General features: G+C 31.2%; 17 protein-coding genes. 14 read left to right on the top strand and 3 right to left on the bottom strand.

Features of this window, described 5'->3' with window-relative positions:
* From HX088_RS08860 to flxY, 5 genes are read left to right on the top strand one after another with little or no spacing between them, the layout of a single operon-like run.
* Nucleotides 1-1,185 (top strand): DUF2062 domain-containing protein, encoded by a 1,185-nt coding sequence (locus HX088_RS08860; protein WP_171623096.1) that lies wholly within the window; start codon nucleotides 1-3, stop codon nucleotides 1,183-1,185.
* On the top strand, nucleotides 1,178-4,837 hold the full coding sequence (locus HX088_RS08855; protein ID WP_286483960.1) for an MMPL family transporter: 3,660 nt from the start codon (nucleotides 1,178-1,180) through the stop codon (nucleotides 4,835-4,837). Before HX088_RS08860 ends, HX088_RS08855 begins: the two co-directional genes overlap by 8 nt.
* Nucleotides 4,812-6,383: a phytoene desaturase family protein gene (locus HX088_RS08850; RefSeq protein WP_286483959.1), complete on the top strand. Its 1,572-nt coding sequence runs from the start codon at nucleotides 4,812-4,814 to the stop codon at nucleotides 6,381-6,383. Before HX088_RS08855 ends, HX088_RS08850 begins: the two co-directional genes overlap by 26 nt.
* Nucleotides 6,376-8,043: a C45 family autoproteolytic acyltransferase/hydrolase gene (locus tag HX088_RS08845; RefSeq protein WP_286483958.1), complete on the top strand. Its 1,668-nt coding sequence runs from the start codon at nucleotides 6,376-6,378 to the stop codon at nucleotides 8,041-8,043. The genes HX088_RS08850 and HX088_RS08845 overlap by 8 nt, the downstream gene beginning before the upstream one ends.
* Nucleotides 8,010-9,323, top strand: a complete 1,314-nt coding sequence (flxY, locus tag HX088_RS08840; protein ID WP_286483957.1) for a flexirubin biosynthesis putative acyl-CoA ligase FlxY — start codon at nucleotides 8,010-8,012, stop codon at nucleotides 9,321-9,323. Before HX088_RS08845 ends, flxY begins: the two co-directional genes overlap by 34 nt.
* Before the next feature lie 52 nt (nucleotides 9,324-9,375).
* Here the strand turns inward: flxY and HX088_RS08835 are convergent, their stop codons facing one another.
* From HX088_RS08835 to HX088_RS08825, 3 genes are all read right to left on the bottom strand, one after another.
* Nucleotides 9,376-10,938: a M20/M25/M40 family metallo-hydrolase gene (locus HX088_RS08835; RefSeq protein ID WP_286483956.1), complete on the bottom strand. Its 1,563-nt coding sequence runs from the start codon at nucleotides 10,936-10,938 to the stop codon at nucleotides 9,376-9,378.
* Between the two features lie 212 nt (nucleotides 10,939-11,150).
* The gene (locus tag HX088_RS08830; protein WP_225539263.1) at nucleotides 11,151-11,576 is read right to left on the bottom strand and encodes an Hsp20/alpha crystallin family protein; all 426 of its coding nucleotides are present in this window, start codon (nucleotides 11,574-11,576) and stop codon (nucleotides 11,151-11,153) included.
* 205 nt (nucleotides 11,577-11,781) lie between these two features.
* Nucleotides 11,782-12,573 (bottom strand): S1/P1 nuclease, encoded by a 792-nt coding sequence (locus HX088_RS08825; protein WP_188319849.1) that lies wholly within the window; start codon nucleotides 12,571-12,573, stop codon nucleotides 11,782-11,784.
* A gap of 306 nt (nucleotides 12,574-12,879) precedes the next feature.
* Between HX088_RS08825 and HX088_RS08820 the strand changes: the two genes are divergently transcribed.
* The 9 genes from HX088_RS08820 (at nucleotide 12,880) to HX088_RS08780 (ending at nucleotide 20,401) form a co-directional block, all read left to right on the top strand.
* On the top strand, nucleotides 12,880-13,221 hold the full coding sequence (locus HX088_RS08820) for a PadR family transcriptional regulator (RefSeq protein ID WP_171623104.1): 342 nt from the start codon (nucleotides 12,880-12,882) through the stop codon (nucleotides 13,219-13,221).
* A complete protein-coding gene (locus HX088_RS08815) occupies nucleotides 13,214-15,004 on the top strand; it encodes a PspC domain-containing protein (RefSeq protein WP_286483955.1) in 1,791 nt (596 codons plus the stop codon). The genes HX088_RS08820 and HX088_RS08815 overlap by 8 nt, the downstream gene beginning before the upstream one ends.
* Before the next feature lie 147 nt (nucleotides 15,005-15,151).
* Nucleotides 15,152-15,712, top strand: coding sequence for a 1-acyl-sn-glycerol-3-phosphate acyltransferase (locus tag HX088_RS08810; protein ID WP_188319850.1), 561 nt, complete (start codon nucleotides 15,152-15,154; stop codon nucleotides 15,710-15,712).
* Nucleotides 15,713-16,138, top strand: coding sequence for a PaaI family thioesterase (locus tag HX088_RS08805; protein ID WP_225542814.1), 426 nt, complete (start codon nucleotides 15,713-15,715; stop codon nucleotides 16,136-16,138).
* A complete protein-coding gene (locus HX088_RS08800; RefSeq protein WP_188319851.1) occupies nucleotides 16,131-17,153 on the top strand; it encodes an isochorismate synthase in 1,023 nt (340 codons plus the stop codon). Before HX088_RS08805 ends, HX088_RS08800 begins: the two co-directional genes overlap by 8 nt.
* A gap of 94 nt (nucleotides 17,154-17,247) precedes the next feature.
* The gene (locus HX088_RS08795; RefSeq protein WP_171623108.1) at nucleotides 17,248-18,081 is read left to right on the top strand and encodes a 1,4-dihydroxy-2-naphthoyl-CoA synthase; all 834 of its coding nucleotides are present in this window, start codon (nucleotides 17,248-17,250) and stop codon (nucleotides 18,079-18,081) included.
* Nucleotides 18,082-18,285: 204 nt separating this feature from the next.
* Nucleotides 18,286-18,663 carry an MFS transporter gene (locus tag HX088_RS08790; protein ID WP_286483954.1) on the top strand — a complete coding sequence of 126 codons (378 nt, stop codon included), beginning with the start codon at nucleotides 18,286-18,288 and terminating at the stop codon, nucleotides 18,661-18,663.
* Nucleotides 18,647-19,525 (top strand): MFS transporter, encoded by an 879-nt coding sequence (locus HX088_RS08785; RefSeq protein WP_286483953.1) that lies wholly within the window; start codon nucleotides 18,647-18,649, stop codon nucleotides 19,523-19,525. Before HX088_RS08790 ends, HX088_RS08785 begins: the two co-directional genes overlap by 17 nt.
* Before the next feature lie 84 nt (nucleotides 19,526-19,609).
* Nucleotides 19,610-20,401, top strand: a complete 792-nt coding sequence (locus tag HX088_RS08780) for a hypothetical protein (protein ID WP_260543662.1) — start codon at nucleotides 19,610-19,612, stop codon at nucleotides 20,399-20,401.
* Nucleotides 20,402-20,493 lie beyond the last annotated feature (92 nt).

Genomic DNA, 20,493 nt, shown 5'->3' with positions numbered 1-20,493 from the left:
ATGGATTTTTCGAATATTCGACATAAAATAGATGAACTAAAAGTTTGTGTACTTATACCGACTTACAACAATCATAAAACGTTGAAACGTGTGATTGATGGAGTTTTGGACTACACCAATCAGATTATTATTGTTAATGATGGTTCTACAGATGCTACAGATGCTATTTTAAACGAATACGAAAGTCAATTTGTTGTGGTTAAAATAGCACAAAACAAAGGGAAAGGAAATGCTTTGCGAGTTGGTTTTAAGGAAGCCGTAAATAATGGGTATCACTATGCTTTGACAATCGATTCTGATGGGCAACATTTTCCACATGATATTCCAAATTTTATAGAAGAATTAGAACAACGTAATAAACCTGTTTTAATTATCGGAAGTCGCCAAATGGAACAAGATGGTATTCCGAAAAAAAGTAGTTTTGGCAATAAATTTTCTAATTTTTGGTTTTGGTTCGAAACAGGAATTAAATTGAATGACACTCAATCTGGTTATCGTTTGTATCCATTAAAATTTATTCCAAAAAGATTTTGGACAACTAAATTTGAATTTGAAATTGAGGTGATTGTACGTACAGCTTGGAAAGGAATTGAAGTAATTAACATTCCGATTGACATTTTGTACGATCCAAATGAACGCGTTTCACATTTCCGTCCATTCAAAGATTTTACACGAATTAGCATCTTGAATACATTTCTTGTATTCTTGACTATTTTCTACATTAAACCTCGAAATTTTCTGTTCAGTTTCAAAAAAAAAAACTTACGAACATTCATTAAAGAAGATATTTTAGGAAGTAACGATAGCAATAAAGTAAAAGCGCTATCAATTTCTTTGGGTGTTTTTCTTGGTATTGCTCCTTTTTGGGGTTTTCAAACCTTTTTATCTATTTTTTTAGCCTCTATGTTTCGGTTGAATAAAGTGATCAGTTTCTTCTGTTCTAACATTAGTATTCCGCCAATGATCCCAATCATCATCTACCTATCTTTAGTTACTGGAGGGTTCATTTTACAAGATAATTTTCATTTAGATTTAAGTTTGGTTTCGTTCGAAACGATTAAGAAAAATTTACTTCGATATGTAATTGGGAGCTTAGTTTTAGCAACATTCTGTAGTGTTGTAAGTGGGATTTTAAGTTATTTTTTATTAACTTATTTCAGTCAAAAGACCATTAAGAATGCATAAATATTTCTACACTATATTTTTACATATCAAAGGGAATAAATGGTTGAGCAGTTTACTTTTTATTCTTTTTTTGGCGTGTTGTTTATTTTTTGCGAATCGATTAAAATTTGAGGAAGATATAACGCGAATTATTCCAAAAGATGAGAAGAATGATGCCATTACAAAAGTTATTTCTCAATTAAAATTCACAGATAAAGTTGCTGTTATTATCGAAAAAGAAAAGGCTGGAACATTAGATGATATGACTGCTCAAGCAACAGATTTTTTGGATAGTATTCAACCGCTCAAAGAGTATTACAATGATGTTCAAGGTCAATATGATTTAGATAATTTTGCTTCGACATTTGATTTTGTACATCAGAATTTACCGCTTTTTTTAGAGAAAGAAGATTATGATAAGTTAACTCTAAAACTGACGAAAGATTCTATTGAATCGATTGTTGAACAGAATTACAAAAGTCTAATTACACCAACGGGAATAGTTTCAAAAGAATTTATGTTGAAAGACCCTCTTGGTTTAACTTTTGTTGCGTTAAATCGGTTGAAAGATAAAAATTTAACGAGCGATTTTGAGGTGTATAAAGGGTTTATTGTTACGAAAGATCATTCGAAATTATTGCTCTTTATCAATCCAACATTTTCTGGAAGTGAAACAGAACATAATACTGATTTTGTCAATCGATTAGAGGAAATAAAACAGCATTTAAATCCAAAATATAGCGGGAAATCAACATTAAGTTTTTTTGGTTCAAGTTTTATTGCTGTTGCAAATGCCAAGCAAATCAAGCAAGATATTATCACAACTGTATTGATATCGATGACGACATTAATGGTAATTTTGATGGTGTTTTATCGTAAGCTTTACATTCCAATTATCATTTTTATACCTTCTGTTTTTGGTTTTTTCTTTGCCTTGGCAATGTTGTATTTCATTCAAGGTACAATTTCTGCAATTTCATTAAGTATTGGTGCGGTTTTACTCGGAATAACGATTGATTATTCGTTGCATATCATGACGCATTACAAACACAATAGCGATTCTAAAATACTTTTTAAAGAGATTACCAAACCGCTAATCATGAGCTGTACAACAACAGCGATTGCTTTTTTGTGTTTACTTTTTGTGAAATCAGATGTGTTAAAAGATTTAGGAATTTTTGCTGGAATAACGGTTATTGTTTCTGGTGTTTTTTCATTGTTGATTATTCCACATTTGTATCACCCAAAGCAAAATTCGGTCGAAAATAATTCTACCATTATAGAGAAGTTAGCATTATTCTCTTTTCATCATAATAAATTTTTGATTGTAGCTTGTATACTGCTGATTATTGTAAGTTGTTTTACGTTCAGTAAAGTTAAATTTGATAAGGATTTATCAAAATTGAATTACATTCCAACAGATCAAAAAATTGCTGAACAAAAATTAGAAACGTCTTCTAATACCATTTCAAAATCATTGTATGTGGTTAATTATGGAACGGATATAAATGAAGTTTTAACTAAAAATAGCGCGTTAACAACTCAACTATCAAAAGCAGTCAATGCAGATGAAATATTAAGTTTTAATTCGATTCAATCATTGGTTTTACCAGCTGCTGAACAAGTAGAAAAAATAAAGAATTGGAATAATTTCTGGTCTGCTGAAAAGATAAATTTTGTAAAGAATGAGTTTGTCAACGAAGGAAAAAAATATGGTTTTAAACAAAGTATTTACGATCAATTTTTCTCGATTTTTGATAAATCCTATCAACCATTAAAATTAGAGGATTATCGCGCGTTCAATCCATCACTTTTTGAAGAATTTGTTTCCGAAAAAAATGGATTTTATACCATCTCAACTTTAGTCAAATTAAAGGAAGAGAATAGAGAGAAATTTGTGAATCAATTTCATCATAACGAAACAATTGTAATTGACCGAAAGTTACTAAACGAAAACTTTTTAGGTAATTTAGTCAATGACTTTAATAATTTAGTTAATTATTCGTTTTTAGCTGTTTTATTGATTTTATGGTATTTTTTCCGACGTATTGAGTTGGTTATTATTAGTGCGATTCCTATCGCGTTATCAGGTTTGGTTACTGCAGGTTTAATGGGACTTTTTGATATCAAATTTAATATTTTTAGCAGTATTGTTTGCACGTTGGTTTTTGGTCATGGAGTTGATTTTAGTATTTTTATGACAAGTGCTTTACAAAAAGAATACACGATTGGTAAAGATGAAATGCCGACTTACCGAACATCAATTTTATTAGCCGTTATTACGACAGTTTTAGCGATTGGTGCGCTTATCTTTGCAAAACACCCTGCTCTAAAATCTATTGCGTCAGTTTCGTTGGTTGGAGTGCTTGCAGCATTGGTGATTACATTTATTTTTTATCCAATTTTATTTCGATTTTTTATAGCCAATCGTTCCAAAAAAGGAAAAAGTCCGATGACTTTATGGTTGGCAATTCAGAGTGGAATTTTCTTTTTATATTTTGGATTATTTGGAACGTTGACTTCTTTAATACTTCGTTTTTTGATGCTTATTTTACCAATTTCGAAAGAGAAAAAGTACCAACTTTTTGGATGGGGAATGGCAACTTTTATGAAATCTGTATTGATGTTGAAACCAACGGTTGTTAAACGAATAATCAATCCAAATCATGAAAATTTTAAGAAGCAGTCGATTATTATTGCCAATCATACTTCTTTCTTAGATACGTTAGCTATTGGAATGTGTACACCTAAAATTGTTTTTTTAGTAAACGATTGGGTGTATAAATCGCCAATTTTTGGACGTGCAGTTAAAATGGCTGGTTTTTATCCAGTTTCAAATGGTGTAGAAGATAATATTGACGCGATCAAAAATCGTATTGGTCATGATTTTTCGTTGATGATTTTCCCTGAAGGAACGCGTTCTTTTACAAATAATATCAACCGTTTTCATAAAGGAGCATTTTATTTAGCAGAGAAATTGAAATTAGATATTTTACCAATGTATATTCATGGAAATTCAGAGATTATTCCAAAAGGCGACTTCTTAATTTCGGATGGACATATCTATTCAATAATTGGAGATAGAATTGCTTGGAATGATGAAACTTATGGATTAAATTATTCTGAACGTACAAAAAAAATCAGTAGAGCTTATAAAGCAAAATTTCAAGAAATTCGAAATAGATATGAAGATGAAAATTACTGGAAACAAAAATTTTTTTTAAGTTTTTTGTATAAAGAATTTGAAGTTGTACATGCAGTAAAACAAGATTTTAAACAATTTAAATCGGTTTATCATCAGTTGAATGATGTATTTGGTTCGAACGAAAAAATCGTTCATTTTGCTAATGACTATGGACAGATTGATTTCTTATTGTTAATGCAGCAAGCAAGTCGTAAAATTATTTCGTTTATAAAAAGTGAAGATAAAAGATCAATTGCTGCGACAAATTACATTACAAAAATCCGCTCATTAGAATATTCACCAAACTTCAGCGTTAATGAAGAATATACAACTCTTTTGATTTCGACAGAAATTGAAGAAATTAACCAAGAAACAATCAATCAATTTAATAAAATTGTTGTTCTAAAAAATAGAAACATCAATCAATCATTATTTACTGAATTTATTCAACAAACAGAAACAAATGAATACATCGTTTACACAAAATAAATCGAAACCTCATTACGATATTGTCGTGATAGGAAGCGGTTTGGGTGGACTTGTTTCTGCTCTTATTTTGGCAAAGGAAGGAAAGAAAGTGGTGGTGCTTGAAAAGAATAATCAGTTTGGTGGAAATTTGCAAACTTTTGTTCGGAATAAAACAATTTTTGATACGGGTGTTCATTATATTGGAGGTTTAGCCAAAGGTGAAAACTTATATAATTATTTCAAATATCTAAATATAGCCGACAAGCTAAAGTTGAAGCAATTGAACAAAGATGGTTTTGATATGATTTCTTTTGATGATGATAAAAACGTCTATCCAATAGCACAAACTTATCAAAATTTTGTCGATCAATTGTCTGTCTTTTTTCCAGAAGAACGCGAAAATTTAATCGAATACAGTAGAAAGTTAGAAGAGATTTGTGCTGCTTTTCCGATGTATAATTTAGCCACTGCTGCGTTTGCTGACGAAGAAGATTTCTTGGCAATTAATGCCAAAGTTTACATTGATTCTGTGTTCACAAACGAGCGATTGAAAGCCGTTTTAGTTGGGAATAATTTTTTATATGTGGGACAAGCAAAAAAGACACCTTTATACATTCATGCGCTTTCTGTTAACTCTTATATACATTCGGCTTGGCGTTGTGTAAATGGTGGAAGCCAAATTTCAACTCTTTTGATTAAGGAGTTGAAAAAGTATGGAGGAGAAATTTATAAATACCAAGAAATACAAACCTTTGTTCAAGATGAAAATGAAGAGGTAATAGCTTGTGAAACGAAGGAAGGAAAGCGTTTTTATGGAGATTTATTCATTTCGAATATAGATATCAAGAAAACGATCGATATGTTGGGAGAACGCAAGTTTGGAAAACCATTTTCTAAACGTGTTAAAAGTTTAGAAGTCACACCTTCCGTGTTTTCTGTTTATTTCGTTTTTAAGCCTAAAAGTTTTCCATATATCAACCATAATATCTATCATTTTAATTCGATAAACGATGTATGGGACAGTTATGAAAAGTCAATTGACAATTGGCCGAATACTTATATTGCAACATTTAGTTTAGATCAAAAAAATGAAGCATATTCGGAAAGTATGACGGTTATGACCTATATGACGTTTGATAAAGTGCAACAATGGGAAGAAACATATAATGTTGATACCAATGATAATTATGGAAATAGAGGAGAAGATTATGAAGCATTTAAACGGTATAAAACAGAACTGATTATTAAAAAATTAGAAAACAAATTCCCTGATATTCGCGAAAAGATTTTAGCGATTCATACATCAACACCGCTTTCCTATCGAGATTTTATTGGGTCAGAAAAAGGTAATATGTATGGTTTTTTGAAAGATAGTCATCATCCGATGAAAACATTTATATCACCGAAATCAAAAGTGAAAAATATTTACTTTACAGGTCAAAATGTACGAGTTCATGGTGTTTTAGGCGTTACAATTGGTGCTTTTCTGACGTGTTGCGAAATTCTTGGATCCGAATATTTAATGAATAAAGTTCATCGGGAAATCAATCAAAAAGCTTATGAGTAAATACTTCTACATTTTAACTCTTATTCTGTTTACACTTTCTTCTTGTGGCATCCAAAAAAGTATGGCTGACCGTCCTGATTTATCTGCTTATCATTCTCAAAATTATATTCGTAACGAAGTAAATGATTCTCTATTTTATATAGAAAATAATTTCTTAAAAAAGAATAAGTCTCAAAATTGGGAGTTATATGTTTCGGGTGATGCATTAGAAATAGGTCAGAAAACAGGGGTTTTAACAAAGGAATTATATGCATTTCAAGAAGAATCATTTATGAATCTGATTACTGATTTCATTCCTTCCGAAAAGCGTCGAAAATTTTTGTTTAAAGTTTTAAAATACTATAACCGAGATTTACATCAATATATCAAAAACGAATATAAAGCACAGATTTATGGTCTTTCCGAATTTTCTTCAAATCGATATGATTCGTTGATGGATAAATACAATCGAAATCTTTTTTTGCATGGCGCACATGATATAGGGCATGCTATGCACGATTTGATGTTGGTTGGATGTTCTTCTTTAGCAGTTTGGGACAATAAATCGGAAGATGGAGGATTATTAATCGGTCGAAATTTCGATTTTTATGCAAACGACGATTTTGCTAAAAATAAAATAGTGTCGTTTATTCGACCTACATCTGGCTTTCCATATATGTCGGTTACTTGGGGTGGAATGATAGGTGTGTCGTCTGGAATGAATTTAGAAGGTTTGACAGTGACGATTAATGCAGGAAAATCTTCGATTCCGCTGAAAGCAAAAACTCCAATTTCTCTTGTTGCATTAGAAATATTGCAGTACGCATCTACTATTGATGAAGCGATCGAGATTGCGAAGAACAAAAAAGTGTTTGTGTCCGAAAGTTTAATGATTGGAAGTAGTAAAGATCATCGGGCAGTTTTGATTGAAATTTCGCCTAAAAAATTTGGTGTTTATGAAGTACAAAATCAACCTTATTTGGCGTGTACAAATCATTTTCAGAGTATAGAATATCAAGATGATAAACGAAATAATAAGCAAAAAACAGAAAGTCATTCCGTTTATCGTTTCGAAAAAATTGATGAACAGTTAACCATTCAAAATCAGTTAAATCCTCAAAAAATGGTTGATTTATTACGAGATACAAATGGGTTAAAAAACAGTAAAATTGGTTTTGGAAATGAGAAAGCGTTGAATCAGTTATTAGCGCATCATGCAGTTGTTTTTCAGCCAGATAAACGATTGGTTTGGGTTTCATCAAATCCATATCAATTGGGTGAATTTACAGCTTACGATTTGAATAAAATTTTTAATGATTCAATTTCAAATTTTAAATTAAATGTGGACAGTTTAGAAATTGAAAAAGATCAATTTTTAACGACAAAAGCGTACCAAGATTACGAAGCGTATCGCGTTCAACAGAAGTTAATTGCGCAATTGATTAAAGATAAAAAAGAAATAGATAATGATTATTTAAATCGTTACATTCAGAATAATCCAAATTTTTGGAAAGTGTATGCGCAAGTTGGTGATTATTTTTTTCAACAAAAAGACTGTCAACAAGCGAGTAATTATTATAAATTAGCATTAACAAAGGAAATCACTACGATTCCGGATCGATTAATAACAGAGAAAAAGCTATCAAAATGCACACGCAAAATAGCCAACAAAAATCAATAGAAAAGCTTTCGGTAGAAGAAATAAAAGCGTTTCAAAATCAAAAATTACAAGATCAAATTGCCTATTTAGCAAAGCATTCTAAGTTTTATCAAGATTTATTTGAACAAAATAAGATTGATTGGAAAAGAATCAAATCAACGGAAGATCTAAAATTAATTCCCGTAACAACCAAAAATGATTTACAACAACGAAATCTTGACTTTTTGTGTGTTCCGTTACCTGAAATTATAGATTATTCGACGACTTCCGGAACTTTAGGCGATCCTGTAACGTTTGGATTAACGAACCAAGATTTGGAACGATTGGCTGATAATGAATTGAATTCCTTTCAACGAATTGGCGTTCAAAAAGGTGATGTTGTACAAATGATGACGACAATTGATCGTCGTTTTATGGCTGGATTGGCTTATTTTCTTGGTTTGCGAAAGTTAGGAGCAGGTGTTGTTCGTGTAGGAGCGGGGGTTCCTCAATTGCAATGGGATTCTATTCTAAAATATCAACCGAAATTTTTGGTAGCAGTTCCTTCTTTTTTGTTGAAAATGATTGATTATGCTGAAAAAAATAACATCGATTTCAATACATCTTCTGTAAAAGCAGTTCTGTGTATAGGCGAAGCTTTGCGAGATAGGGATTTGAAACCTTCTTTGTTAGCGCAAAAAATTACTTCGAAATGGAATATTCAGCTCTTTTCAACGTATGCTTCGACAGAAATGAGTACCGCTTTTACGGAATGTGAAGTAGGAGTAGGAGGTCATCATCAACCAGATTTGATTATTACAGAGATTTTAGATGAAGAAAATAATGAAGTTGAAAATGGTGAATTAGGTGAATTAACGATTACTACTTTGGGTGTTGAAGGAATGCCTTTGTTGCGTTTCAAAACGGGAGATTTAGTACGAAAACATTCCGAAAAATGTAAATGCGGAAGCCATACCTATCGATTAGGTCCAGTTGAAGGAAGAAAACAACACATGATAAAGTACAAGGGAACAACGTTGTATCCACCTGCTTTACAGGATGTATTGTCGCATTTTGATGAAATAAAACTACATTTAATAGAAATTTATTCGAATGAGTTAGGAACAGATGAAATTTTGATTCGATTAGTTTCGATAGATGAAACGGATGATTTTTTAGCCAAAATAAAAGATCATTTTAGAGCAAAAATGCGTGTAACTCCCTCGATTAAATTTGAAAATTTTGAAACTTTGCAAACAGTCATTTTTAAACCAGAAAGTCGAAAGCCGATTACATTTATTGATTATAGAGAAAATAGTTAATTCAAAAAAAAAATCCACTCATTTGAGTGGATTTAATATGTTTAAGAAAATCTTATTTCATATAAGCATCAGAATTTCTTGCAGGGCTTTTAACCTCTGGCCATTCTTGTTGCTTTCCATCTCTACCAACAGGTAAAACACGACGATCTCTATTAACTAATTCATTTTCCTTGTCCGCCATCATTGTTAATGTAGCAGCTAATATTGCATTATTCTGAATTTCTTCGAAAACAATTTTGTCATAAGTATCCTTGTTTGTGTGCCAAGTATATGTACTATAACCCCAATTAAGAGAACTTAACATAAATCCTGGTACGCCTGCAGCAACAAATGAAGCATGATCTGATCCACCTCCACTTGGAGAACCAGGGAAATCTGTTTTAATTTCATTACGAACAAAAGAAGGTGTTGCAGCTAACCAACGCGTCATATATTCGTAAGATTTTTCGAAACCTGAACCATTGATGTTAACTACTCGCCCAGTCCCATTATCTAAGTTGAACACAGCTTGTGTATTTTTTACAATTTCTGGATGATCTTCTACGAAAGCACGAGAACCGTTCAATCCTTGTTCTTCACTTCCCCATAAACAAACTAAAATGGTACGTTTGTTATTTGGATATAATTTTTTAATTGTACGAATAGCTTCCATCATCGCGATTGTTCCTGTTCCATTATCAGTCGCACCTTGTGCACCATCCCAAGAATCAAAGTGAGCCGATAAAATAATATATTCGTTTGGTTTTTCTTTACCTTTTATTTCTCCTACAATATTAAATGTTTTTGCAACTCCATTATGTTTAGATTGCGCATTAACAGTTAATTTTGGAGCAGTTCCATTTTCAGCTAAACGATATAGCATTCCATAATCTTCATTCGAAATATCTAACATTGGAATCGTTTTCGTTTTTGCACCAAAAATTCTGTTTGCACCCATAATTCCAGTCCAATATGAAATGGCAACTGCAGCAGCTCCATTTTTCTCCAGAACTTCTGGAAGTGTATTGTTGTTAAAACCTGTTACTTTAATAGAATTACTCCAAGCTTCAGCTTCAGCTTTTCTATTTTCAGTTACTTTTTTGTATAATGCTTCAGACCCAAATTCTTTGTATTGATAGTCAGAACGTCCATACGATTGGTTTTGAGACATTAAAACAATTTTACCTTTTACACTTGGTAACCAAGCGTCAAATTCCGCTTTCGTTTTGAAAACTGGCATCGCAATAACTTCAGCAGTTACAGCTTTTTTAGTTGCTGGTGACCATGCTAATTGAGTTGCTTCGATTGATTTTGCTCTCGGATAAGTCATATCAACGTGAGTTAAACCACGTTCCCAAGCTTTCCATGTTCCGTAATCTTCGCGACGAGCTTCAACTCCCCATGATTTTAAGGTTTTAATTGCCCAATCTCCGGCTTGATCCATTTGTGGTGTTCCAACTAATCGAGGTCCAATTCCGTCTAATAATTCGTGCGAAATTTTTTTCAATTGCGAATTATTTTGGATTTCTGTTACAAAGCTTTGTACTGTTGGATCCAATTTTTCTTGCGCTTGTGCATGTACTGCAACAGAAGATAAAACTAATGCAGAGTAAGTTAATGTGTTAATCAATTTCATAATTAATCTGATTTCGTGTGATAAATTTTACAAATTAGGTCTAAAATATAATATTTTGTTAAATAAAAAAAGACTTCAGAAGATGTCTTTACTTTATTTATGTTTTTTTGAAAATATAATATTGTTTTTTATTAATTTATCATTCCGAAAAAAAATCCCCAACTTCGAAAAATTGAGGATTGATGAATTAACTAACTAAAATTAAATTTATACTATGAAATTTGTATACTACGTTTTTCTTTTGGCAATGCTTCTTCTTTTTTAGGTAAAACTAATTTTAAAATTCCGTTCACATAAGAAGCTTCAATTTTATCTTCATTAACCGTTTCTGGTAAAGTAAATGCTCTTTTAAAGTTGGTGAAATTAAATTCTCTTCTCGAAAATTTTTCTTCCTTTACTTCTTTTGTTTGATTGATTTCTGAAGAAATAGTCAAAACATTTTCATCTACCTCAATTGCAAAATCTTCTTTTGTAAGACCTGGCGCAGCTAATAAAATCTCAAAACTATCTTCGTTTTCTTTGATGTTGACTGCCGGAAATTGATTGTTCGAATTTACGTATGTTTCAAATTTTGGAAGCATCGCATTATCAAATCCAAAAGGGAAATAATTTGTTCTGTTTTTTCTAACTGTATTCATGTTTTGTATGTTTAAATTTTTGATTTCATTATTCATGCTAAATACTTTTCAAATTATATGCAAAATGATTTAATAAGACAAAATGACTTGTTTTTGAAAAATATCACTGTCAAAAAGTCTGAAAATTAGATTTAGTGCATAAAAAATCCTGAAAAATTGACTTTTCAGGATTTGAATTTATTTTAGAATAATTTAAAAATCTATTTTATTTAAATATATCATCCAAAACTTTTGCTAAACGAATTCCTCCTTTTAATAATTGATCTTCTATGATAAATTTGTTATCAAAATGGTAACGGTATCCTAATTTATCGTCCATTTTTACACCTGCGTAAATATTGTTTGCAAGAATGTAAGAACCATAAATCCAGTCTGCATAAGTGCCTTCTTTCATTTGAATTTGACGCTCTTTTGAAGCAATATCTAACAAATTTGAATATTCTGTGTACGAATAGTTTTCGTAATCAACTAATTTAGAATCCCAAACCGTGTGGATATTTACTTTATCACGGAACCATTCTACTTTGATTCGATTTCCTCCCAAATCATCTGGACGCCCCACATGAAGTGGTTGATGCGCATCCCCAAGAATGTGAATTAAAAAGTATAAATTATGCTGTTTTTCCTCAATCGTAAGATTTTGATTGTTTTTTAATTCGTTGATTAAAAACAACCCTTTTTTGTACATATTTTCATCCGACGTTTGCTCTAAAGCAACATCAAATTGTTGACGATTTAAATTTCCAGGAATGTTGACATAGTGATAAGAATCTGCATGTTTCCAAGTAGTATCAGATTTAATAAAATCTGGCCAGTTCGCCCAATACGCTAACTTTTGAGGGCCAATGATTTTAGTAATTTCTTTACGAGTTTTCTTGCTAATATGTTGTTCTGCGATTTGAGAAACTACTCGGTGACCTGTTAATCCCCAAGCTAAAGCACTTTCTGAAGCTAAAAAAGCACCTAAAAGCATTATGCTTCCTATTATTTTTTTCATTGTGTGAGCTCGAATTTTTGCAAAGATAAGGAAAGTTAAGCAAGTTGAAATGTGATTTTTAATTGCAAATAAAGTGATAGAGGTTTTTATTGAATAGAATAAAAACATTTAAATTTTTATTCTAAAAAAATTAATTAGAAAAGAATGTAAAAAAACTTAAAAAAAATATTTTTATATCAATCCTTGATAAATAGACCGATTGTTGTAGTTTTTATATATAATACTAAAAATAATTCAGTACTTTGTTTTGCATAATACTAAAACTTTTATATATATTTGTATAACAAAATAAAACAAGCCGTTCTTATGAATATAGAGAAAACAAAAGTTCAGATGCGAAAAGGTGTACTGGAATATTGTATTCTCAGCATTATTAAAAAAGGTGATGCTTATGCATCTGATATCATAGACGAATTGAAAAAAGCAGAGATGATTGTTGTTGAAGGAACATTATATCCGCTTTTAACAAGATTAAAAAATGATGACCTTTTACAATATCGTTGGGAAGAATCAACCTCAGGACCACCTCGCAAATATTATGCACTTACAGAGTTAGGTGAAGAATTTTTAAAAGAATTAGCTGCTACTTGGGATCAGTTAATCGAAGCCGTGAATAAAGTAACCACAGAAACGCACAAAAATGGATAAGACAGTATCAATAAGTATAGGAGGATTTTCTTTCGTGTTAGACGAAATCGCCTATAATAAATTAAAAACCTATTTACAGGATGTAAAAACTTCGTTGAGAGGAACAGAAGGTATTGAAGATATTATTGAAGATGTAGAAATCCGTATTGCTGAATTGTTTCGCGAACGATTAAAATTTAGAGAAGTCGTGAACGAGGATGATATTAATTTTGTGATTGCAACGATGGGGCATCCAGATCAATATAAAGTAGAGGATGAAGAGGGTGAAACGACGTCATCAACAAATTCTTCTTACACTTCATCATCAAATAACCAATCGTATGGAGGACAACAAACAGGAGCAAAACGTTTGTACCGTGACCCAGATGATACAATTGTAACAGGATTATCTGCTGGTTTGGCACATTATATGGGCGTAGATCCTTGGTTTGTACGAGCAATTTGGTTGGTTTTACTTGTGTTAGGAGTTGCAACTCTTGGTGTTTCGTTTTGGTTGGTTGTTTTTTGTTATTTTATCTTATTAATTTTTGTTCCAAAAGCAAAAACTACATCAGAAAAATTGCAAATGTATGGACAACCAGCAAACATAGATACCTTAAAAAAAAACGTAGAACAAGCCAGTGAAACGGTTGTTAGCGGAGGTAAAGAATTAAGTAATAAATTAGGTCGAGTCTTTGGTGTTTTTGGTCGACTATTACTTTGGTTTATTGGATTTATTATACTGAGCTCGGGAATTGGACTTATTGTTGCTGGATTCTTCTTCTTTTTCACAACGTGGACAGAAATGCCTACAGAATTATTTGGCTACATAGTTGAGGAAGAATGGATGAGCATGGCTGCAAAGATTTTTGGTGGAATCTTAATGGTAATTCCAGGTGTTTTATTGACAATTTTAGGCGTAAAATGTTTTTGGAATCGTGTAACAGTGAGCAAAGCCGTTATTTTTGGATCAATCGCTCTTTGGTTCGTTGCCTTATTTGCTATCATCGGAATTTCGGTAAGTACCGCAAGTAAATTCAGAAATTCTGTTGAAATGACTGAAGATAAAGTACTAAATATTCCTTCAGACACGCTTCAAATAGAATTTACGAATAGAGAAGAAGGGAATTATAGATACAGTGGTTTCAATGATTTAGAGCAATTAATTGATGAAGAAGGTAATTTAGTTATTCCAATTTACAAAACTTTTGACATCGAAGAGAGCAGTGACAATAATGTACATTTAGAAATTCGCTATTCATCGAAAGGAGGAAGTAAAGAGGAAGCAAAACGTAATTTAGAATCAATTAAATACAATTATCAATTAGAAGGAAACAAATTGAATTTAGATAAATTTGTTAAAATTCCAAAAAACGGTAAATTCAGAGAACAAACAGTTGATATTAAAATTTATGTACCGAAAAATAAAGTATTATTTGTCAGAAAATCAAATTCGGTAAATATCAGATCTGGACAATACGATACCGATTATTTTAACGATGTAAATAATAATTATTTTGCATTTAATGGAAAAAAAATCGTATGTTTGAATTGTCAAAAGGATACAGATTCTGAAGATGATAACTTCGAAGGAGATGTAAACATACATGTAAATGACGGAAACGATTCGGCAAAAGTTAGAATCGATAAAAATGGTATTCGTGTTGAAAGTAATGAAGGATCTGTAGGATTAAATTTACCAAGAACCGAAAACAAAAAAGAAAAATCAAACCAAGAAATAAACTACAAAGATGATACAGATTCTATTAACATTAACTACAGAAATCATTCAAATAATCGTTGATTTCTTTGCATAGACCAAAGAAGAATTTTAATTTATACTATACAAAAAAGAGACATTTCAAACGAAATGTCTCTTTTTATTTTCGTCACATTTACAAATATCCGTTTTGAGTTTTGTATGTTTGTATAGGTTTAATGTACCATATTTATGAAAAAAATTTTAGGTAAATTATTGTATTCGTTAGGAGGTTGGAAATTAGACAATCATCTGGATTTATCAAAGGTAGATAAATGCGTTTTGGTTTGTGCGCCACATACTTCTAATTGGGATTTTTACTATACGATTTTAGCTTTTTGGCAAATGGGAATTCCAATGAAAATGTTTATCAAAGATGCTTGGACAAAGCCTTGGTATGGTTATTTTATCAAACAAATGGGAGGAATCGGAATCGATCGTTCACAACGACATAATATGGTTGATTTTGCATCAGATATTTTAAAAAAAGCAGATAAATTATACTTAATCAATACGCCAGAAGGAACGCGTTCACGTGCAGAAAAGTGGAAAAATGGTTTCTTTTATATTGCGCAGAAAGCTGATGTTCCGATTGTTTTAGCATATTGTGACTTTAAGAAAAAGCGAGCTGGAATTTCAAAAATTGTAGAAACAGAAAATAGATCTTTGAATGATGTGATGGATGAAATTCAAGATTTTTACAAAGATGTAACAGCAAAACATCCCGAACTTTATAATCCAAAAATACATTAGATGATGAACGAACAAGATAGTTTAAGAAAATTTCAAGCTATGTCAAAAAACACATTACTTGAAACATTAGATATTGAATTTACAGCAGTTGGAGAAGATTTTTTAGCTGGAAAAATGCCTGTTACACCGAAAGTTCATCAACCTTTTGGATTATTGCATGGTGGCGCATCAATTGTTTTAGCTGAAACTTTAGGAAGTACCTTATCCAATATAATTTTAGCATCTGATGATTACGTTGCTGTAGGGCAACATGTTGATGCAAATCATCTTCGACCAAAGAAAGAGGGGACAATTTTTGGACATGCAACAGTCGTAAAAAGAGGTCGTACATCGCATTTGATTAAGATTGAAATCAAAGATGAAAACGATAAATTAATTTGTTATACTCATTTAACTAACGCCATTATTTCTAAAAAACATGTTTAAAAAATTTCAAGAGAAACTTGAAAGATTAATTCAGAATCAAAAACCGTTTATACTTTTCAGAAAACCAAATACGACACAAGTCGAGTTATGGGAGAATAAAGCTATTGTAACAGATAATCAATTTATTTGCAATAGTTTCGATAATTCAAAATTAATTGAATTTAATGATGATGAAGTTCAAGTAATACCAATTGATCAATTACCAAATTTTGAACTTTCTTTACCAGAATCTGATCAAAATGAAGCGATTTCGTACGAAAATTACATTAATTTAATTCAAAAAACTGTTCAAGAATTACGCAGTGAGTCGGCAACAAAAAAAATTGTAATTAGTCGAATCAATTCACTTGCAAAAACAGCAGTTAATTTAGCCGAAACATTCAAAAACTTACACCAACATTATCCAAATGCCTATCTATATTTGCGTTATGATGTTAAAGAAGGATGTTGGATTGGTGCGTCTCCAGAGCTCTTATTGAAAGAAAATAATCAATTCATCGAAACAGTTTCTTTGGCAGGTACAAAGGCGAAAGAAGATGATTGGACGGAAAAAGAATACCATGAACAACAAGTTGTTACCGATTATATTGCTTCAACTTTAAAACCTTATACTGCTTATATTGATGTGGATGGTCCGTTTTCGGTAAATGCTGGTTTTTTTGAACATTTGAAATCGTATATTTCAGCTCAATTAAACGATAAAACAAAGCTTTACGATTTATTGAAAGCCTTGCATCCAACGCCTGCTGTTGGTGGAATGCCAAAAGATTTATCGAAAGATTTTATCTTAAAAAATGAAGGATATGATCGCTCTTTTTATGCAGGTTTTATGGGGTATCAAAATAAAATAGCATCTGAATATTTTGTGAATCTTCGTTGTGCAAAAATCTATTCGAATAAAGTGAATTTGTATGTCGGAGGTGGAATTATGCCAGATTCTGTACCTGAAAAGGAATGGCATGAGACAGAATTGAAATCCAAAACAATAGGTGAGTTATTAATTTATTCAACATAAATTATCTTAATCAATAGTTTTACTAAAAGAGTCTAAATTGTAAGAAAAGTCTTATTTTCGAAAAGTTAAAAATTAAAATAAAATACAAAATATAATGGCAACAATAAATTGGCAAACGGTAAAAGAATATGAAGATATCACGTTTAAGAAATGTGATGGTGTAATGCGTATTGCTTTTAATCGTCCTGAAGTTCGTAATGCGTTTCGTCCAAAAACAGTTTTCGAATTGTTAGACGCTTTTCAATTAGCAGAAGAAGATCGAGAAGTTGGTGTAATTCTGTTAACAGGAGAAGGACCATCTGCAAAAGACGGTGGTTGGGCTTTTTGTTCGGGAGGAGATCAACGCGTTCGTGGAGCAAAAGGCTACGAAGGACAAGATGGTGTTGGTCGTTTGAATATTTTAGAAGTTCAACGTTTGATTCGTTTTTCAACTAAAGTTGTAGTAGCTGTGGTTAACGGTTGGGCAGTTGGTGGAGGACATTCTTTACACGTTGTTTGCGACATGACATTAGCTTCTAAGGAGCATGCGATTTTCAAACAGACAGATGCCGATGTTGCGTCTTTTGATGGAGGTTATGGTTCGGCTTATTTGGCAAAACAAGTTGGTCAAAAACGTGCGCGAGAGATTTTCTTTTTAGGATTGAATTACTCTGCTCAAGAGGCTTATGAGATGGGAATGGTGAACTTAGTTGTTCCTCATGATGAGTTAGAACAAGTAGCTTTTGATTGGGCACAAGAAATTTTAACAAAATCTCCTACAGCAATCAAAATGTTGAAATACGCGTTCAATTTAGTGGATGATGGATTGGTTGGTCAACAAATATTTGCTGGTGAAACAACTCGTTTTGCTTACGGAACAGAAGAAGCTGTAGAGGGTAGAAATGCGTTCTTAGAAAAACGTAAACGAGATTTTTCTAAATTTCGTTAATTTAATTTTACACCATATTTAGGAGAGCGGTACTTTGAGTATCGCTTTTTTAAATTAATTTATAATTTAACAATAAACTTTTAGTAATTTTTGAATAGAATTAATGGAAGTTTGGTTTAATATTGGAACAAATTAATTATCCAAAATCAATTTATTTTTTCTTAAAATCAATGTACATTTAAGGTTTAAAATTCAATTCGTAAAATGACATCAGAGGAGAAAATTCCATCTATTTGGAAAAATAAAGAATTTGTTCCATTTATATTTTTAAGATTTTCCTTAATCTTCGCATTATTTATACAAAGCACATCGGTTGCTTACGAAATTTTTCAAGTCACACAGAAAGCAATTTTTCTTGGATTAATAGGTTTAGCTGAGTTTTTGCCCATTCTTTTTACCGCATTTTATGCAGGACAACTAGTGGATAAATTAGATAAGCGAATGATTTTGGTACGGAGTATAAGTTGTTTTATGACAGCTTCTTTTGTCTTGATGATTGTTAATTTTCCTTCAGTAAGAGAAGCAATCGGAATTCCAATTTATTTAGGCGTTTGTTATTTTGGGGTTGACAAGAGCATTTAGCGGACCAGCGTTATTTGCACTATTAGCATTAGTTGTTCGCAAAGAAAATTATACGAAAGCAATTCCAATTTCTTCTTCTGCTTTTATGATTGGTTCAGTTTTAGGACCATTAGCTGGTGGAGTTATTTTAGCCAAATTTGGTATTGAGGCAGCTTTAATAACGGCATTTGCTATCATGTGTATTTCGATGATGATGATTTTAATGATTGCTAAAAAACCAGCTGAAACTTCCGAATCTGAATCAACAGAATCACCATTGATACGAATCAAACAGGGATTGAGATTTATTTGGGGTACACCAATTATATTAGCCGTTTTGAGCTTAGATATGTTTGCTGTTTTCTTTGGTGGAGCAGAATCGTTGTTACCAGCTTTTGTTGAAAAAGTATTAAAATTAGGACCAGAAGCTTTTGGGTTTTTACGTTCAGCCCATGGAATCGGATCGTTAATCATGATGTTTTTTTTGTCAATAATTCCAAGTTTATTAAAAGGGAATGTAGGTCCAAAATTATTAGGTGCAGTTGCGATGTTTGGAGTTTGTATTATAGGTTTTGGTTTCAGTCGAAATTTGTATTTATGCTTTGTTGTTCTGCTTTTTGGTGGTGCATTTGATGCTATTTCAATGGTCATTCGTCAAAGTATTTTACAAATCAAAACACCCGAAAATTTAAAAGGTCGTGTATCATCTGTCAATTCAATTTTTGTGAGTTCTTCTAACGAATTAGGTGCTTTGGAAAGTGGAATTGCAGCTACATTTTTAGGGATTGTTCCTGCCATTATTTTTGGAGGATCGATGACAATTTTAACCGTCATTTTAATCTCTTTATTTATTAAGCCAATTAGAAATGTTAAGTTGAAATAGAATTATTTTTAGTTTGAAATATTATTACACAACAAGGGGTATTTTAAATAAATAAGTTTATTTTTGCAATAAACTGTATGAAAAATGTTTAGATATTTATTAATTGCTTTTTGTAGTTTGTTTATAATTTCTTGTGATGAGGATATTCAAGAAGAAGAATATTTGGTAGAATCGAATGATAATTTGTTTCCGAAAGGTTTTTTTTCGAATAGATATTTTGTAAATGAATCTTTACCAGATTATAATTTTGATAGTATTCAAATTAAATATGATGATCAAAAAAGACCAATAGAAAAAAATATTAAATCTTTTCATTATATCATGAGTTCTCAAAAAGTGAAATATACCAATGATTCTTTATATGAGATTTCTGAAGGTGGAGTAATTATAGAAAAGGGAACTTATCAAGTTAAAAATTATTTTAAAGAGAAGATAATTCAGAAATTAACTTCTACTAAAGATAAAATAAATACTAAATATGTATATTCTGCAATTGAAGGAGATTCTGTTTTGGATTCAGTCAAAATAGAAAAAGGGAAAATTTTAGAAATTCAGAAATATTATTGGAACAGAAATTCAAATTACCCTCATTTAACGAACTTGGATAGTATCGAGATTAGACAAATTAATAAAGCTGATTCTACTGATCATTCGAATGCACGTAATGTACTTTCTTTCTATAAATACGATAAAAAACAGAATCCTTTTATCCGTTTGGGGATTTTTGACGATATAAACTATAGACATTTATCGTTTAATAATTTTATATTAGTAAATATGAAATTGTATGATAAAGAAGATAAAATTATTTATAATCATGATTTTTCTCCAACCAAGTTTTATTACAAAAATGGAAAAGTAGATTTAACAAAATAACAAAAAGCTCATCAATTTAGACTGCACCCAAAAGTTTGGACAGATTAAAAATTAATAATTATAAAAATGAGTTCGATATTGTATCGGGCTCA

Source organism: Empedobacter sp. 225-1 (assembly GCF_030328185.1).
GTDB classification, from domain to species: Bacteria; Bacteroidota; Bacteroidia; order Flavobacteriales; family Weeksellaceae; genus Empedobacter; species Empedobacter stercoris.
This window is presented reverse-complemented; position numbering and strand designations above follow the sequence as displayed.

Excerpts from the sequence above, each read along its gene's own strand:
- HX088_RS08810 (WP_188319850.1), top strand. The coding sequence starts at position 15,152 with ATGAAAAAAATTTTAGGTAAATTATTGTATTCGTTAGGAGGTTGGAAA.
- HX088_RS08780 (WP_260543662.1), top strand. The coding sequence starts at position 19,610 with ATGTTTAGATATTTATTAATTGCTTTTTGTAGTTTGTTTATAATTTCT.
- flxY (WP_286483957.1), top strand. The coding sequence starts at position 8,010 with ATGCACACGCAAAATAGCCAACAAAAATCAATAGAAAAGCTTTCGGTA.
- HX088_RS08850 (WP_286483959.1), top strand. The coding sequence starts at position 4,812 with ATGAATACATCGTTTACACAAAATAAATCGAAACCTCATTACGATATT.
- HX088_RS08845 (WP_286483958.1), top strand. The coding sequence starts at position 6,376 with ATGAGTAAATACTTCTACATTTTAACTCTTATTCTGTTTACACTTTCT.
- HX088_RS08815 (WP_286483955.1), top strand. The coding sequence starts at position 13,214 with ATGGATAAGACAGTATCAATAAGTATAGGAGGATTTTCTTTCGTGTTA.
- HX088_RS08825 (WP_188319849.1), bottom strand. The coding sequence starts at position 12,573 with ATGAAAAAAATAATAGGAAGCATAATGCTTTTAGGTGCTTTTTTAGCT.
- HX088_RS08835 (WP_286483956.1), bottom strand. The coding sequence starts at position 10,938 with ATGAAATTGATTAACACATTAACTTACTCTGCATTAGTTTTATCTTCT.
- HX088_RS08860 (WP_171623096.1), top strand. The coding sequence starts at position 1 with ATGGATTTTTCGAATATTCGACATAAAATAGATGAACTAAAAGTTTGT.
- HX088_RS08800 (WP_188319851.1), top strand. The coding sequence starts at position 16,131 with ATGTTTAAAAAATTTCAAGAGAAACTTGAAAGATTAATTCAGAATCAA.
- HX088_RS08795 (WP_171623108.1), top strand. The coding sequence starts at position 17,248 with ATGGCAACAATAAATTGGCAAACGGTAAAAGAATATGAAGATATCACG.
- HX088_RS08830 (WP_225539263.1), bottom strand. The coding sequence starts at position 11,576 with ATGAATACAGTTAGAAAAAACAGAACAAATTATTTCCCTTTTGGATTT.
- HX088_RS08820 (WP_171623104.1), top strand. The coding sequence starts at position 12,880 with ATGAATATAGAGAAAACAAAAGTTCAGATGCGAAAAGGTGTACTGGAA.
- HX088_RS08855 (WP_286483960.1), top strand. The coding sequence starts at position 1,178 with ATGCATAAATATTTCTACACTATATTTTTACATATCAAAGGGAATAAA.
- HX088_RS08805 (WP_225542814.1), top strand. The coding sequence starts at position 15,713 with ATGATGAACGAACAAGATAGTTTAAGAAAATTTCAAGCTATGTCAAAA.
- HX088_RS08790 (WP_286483954.1), top strand. The coding sequence starts at position 18,286 with ATGACATCAGAGGAGAAAATTCCATCTATTTGGAAAAATAAAGAATTT.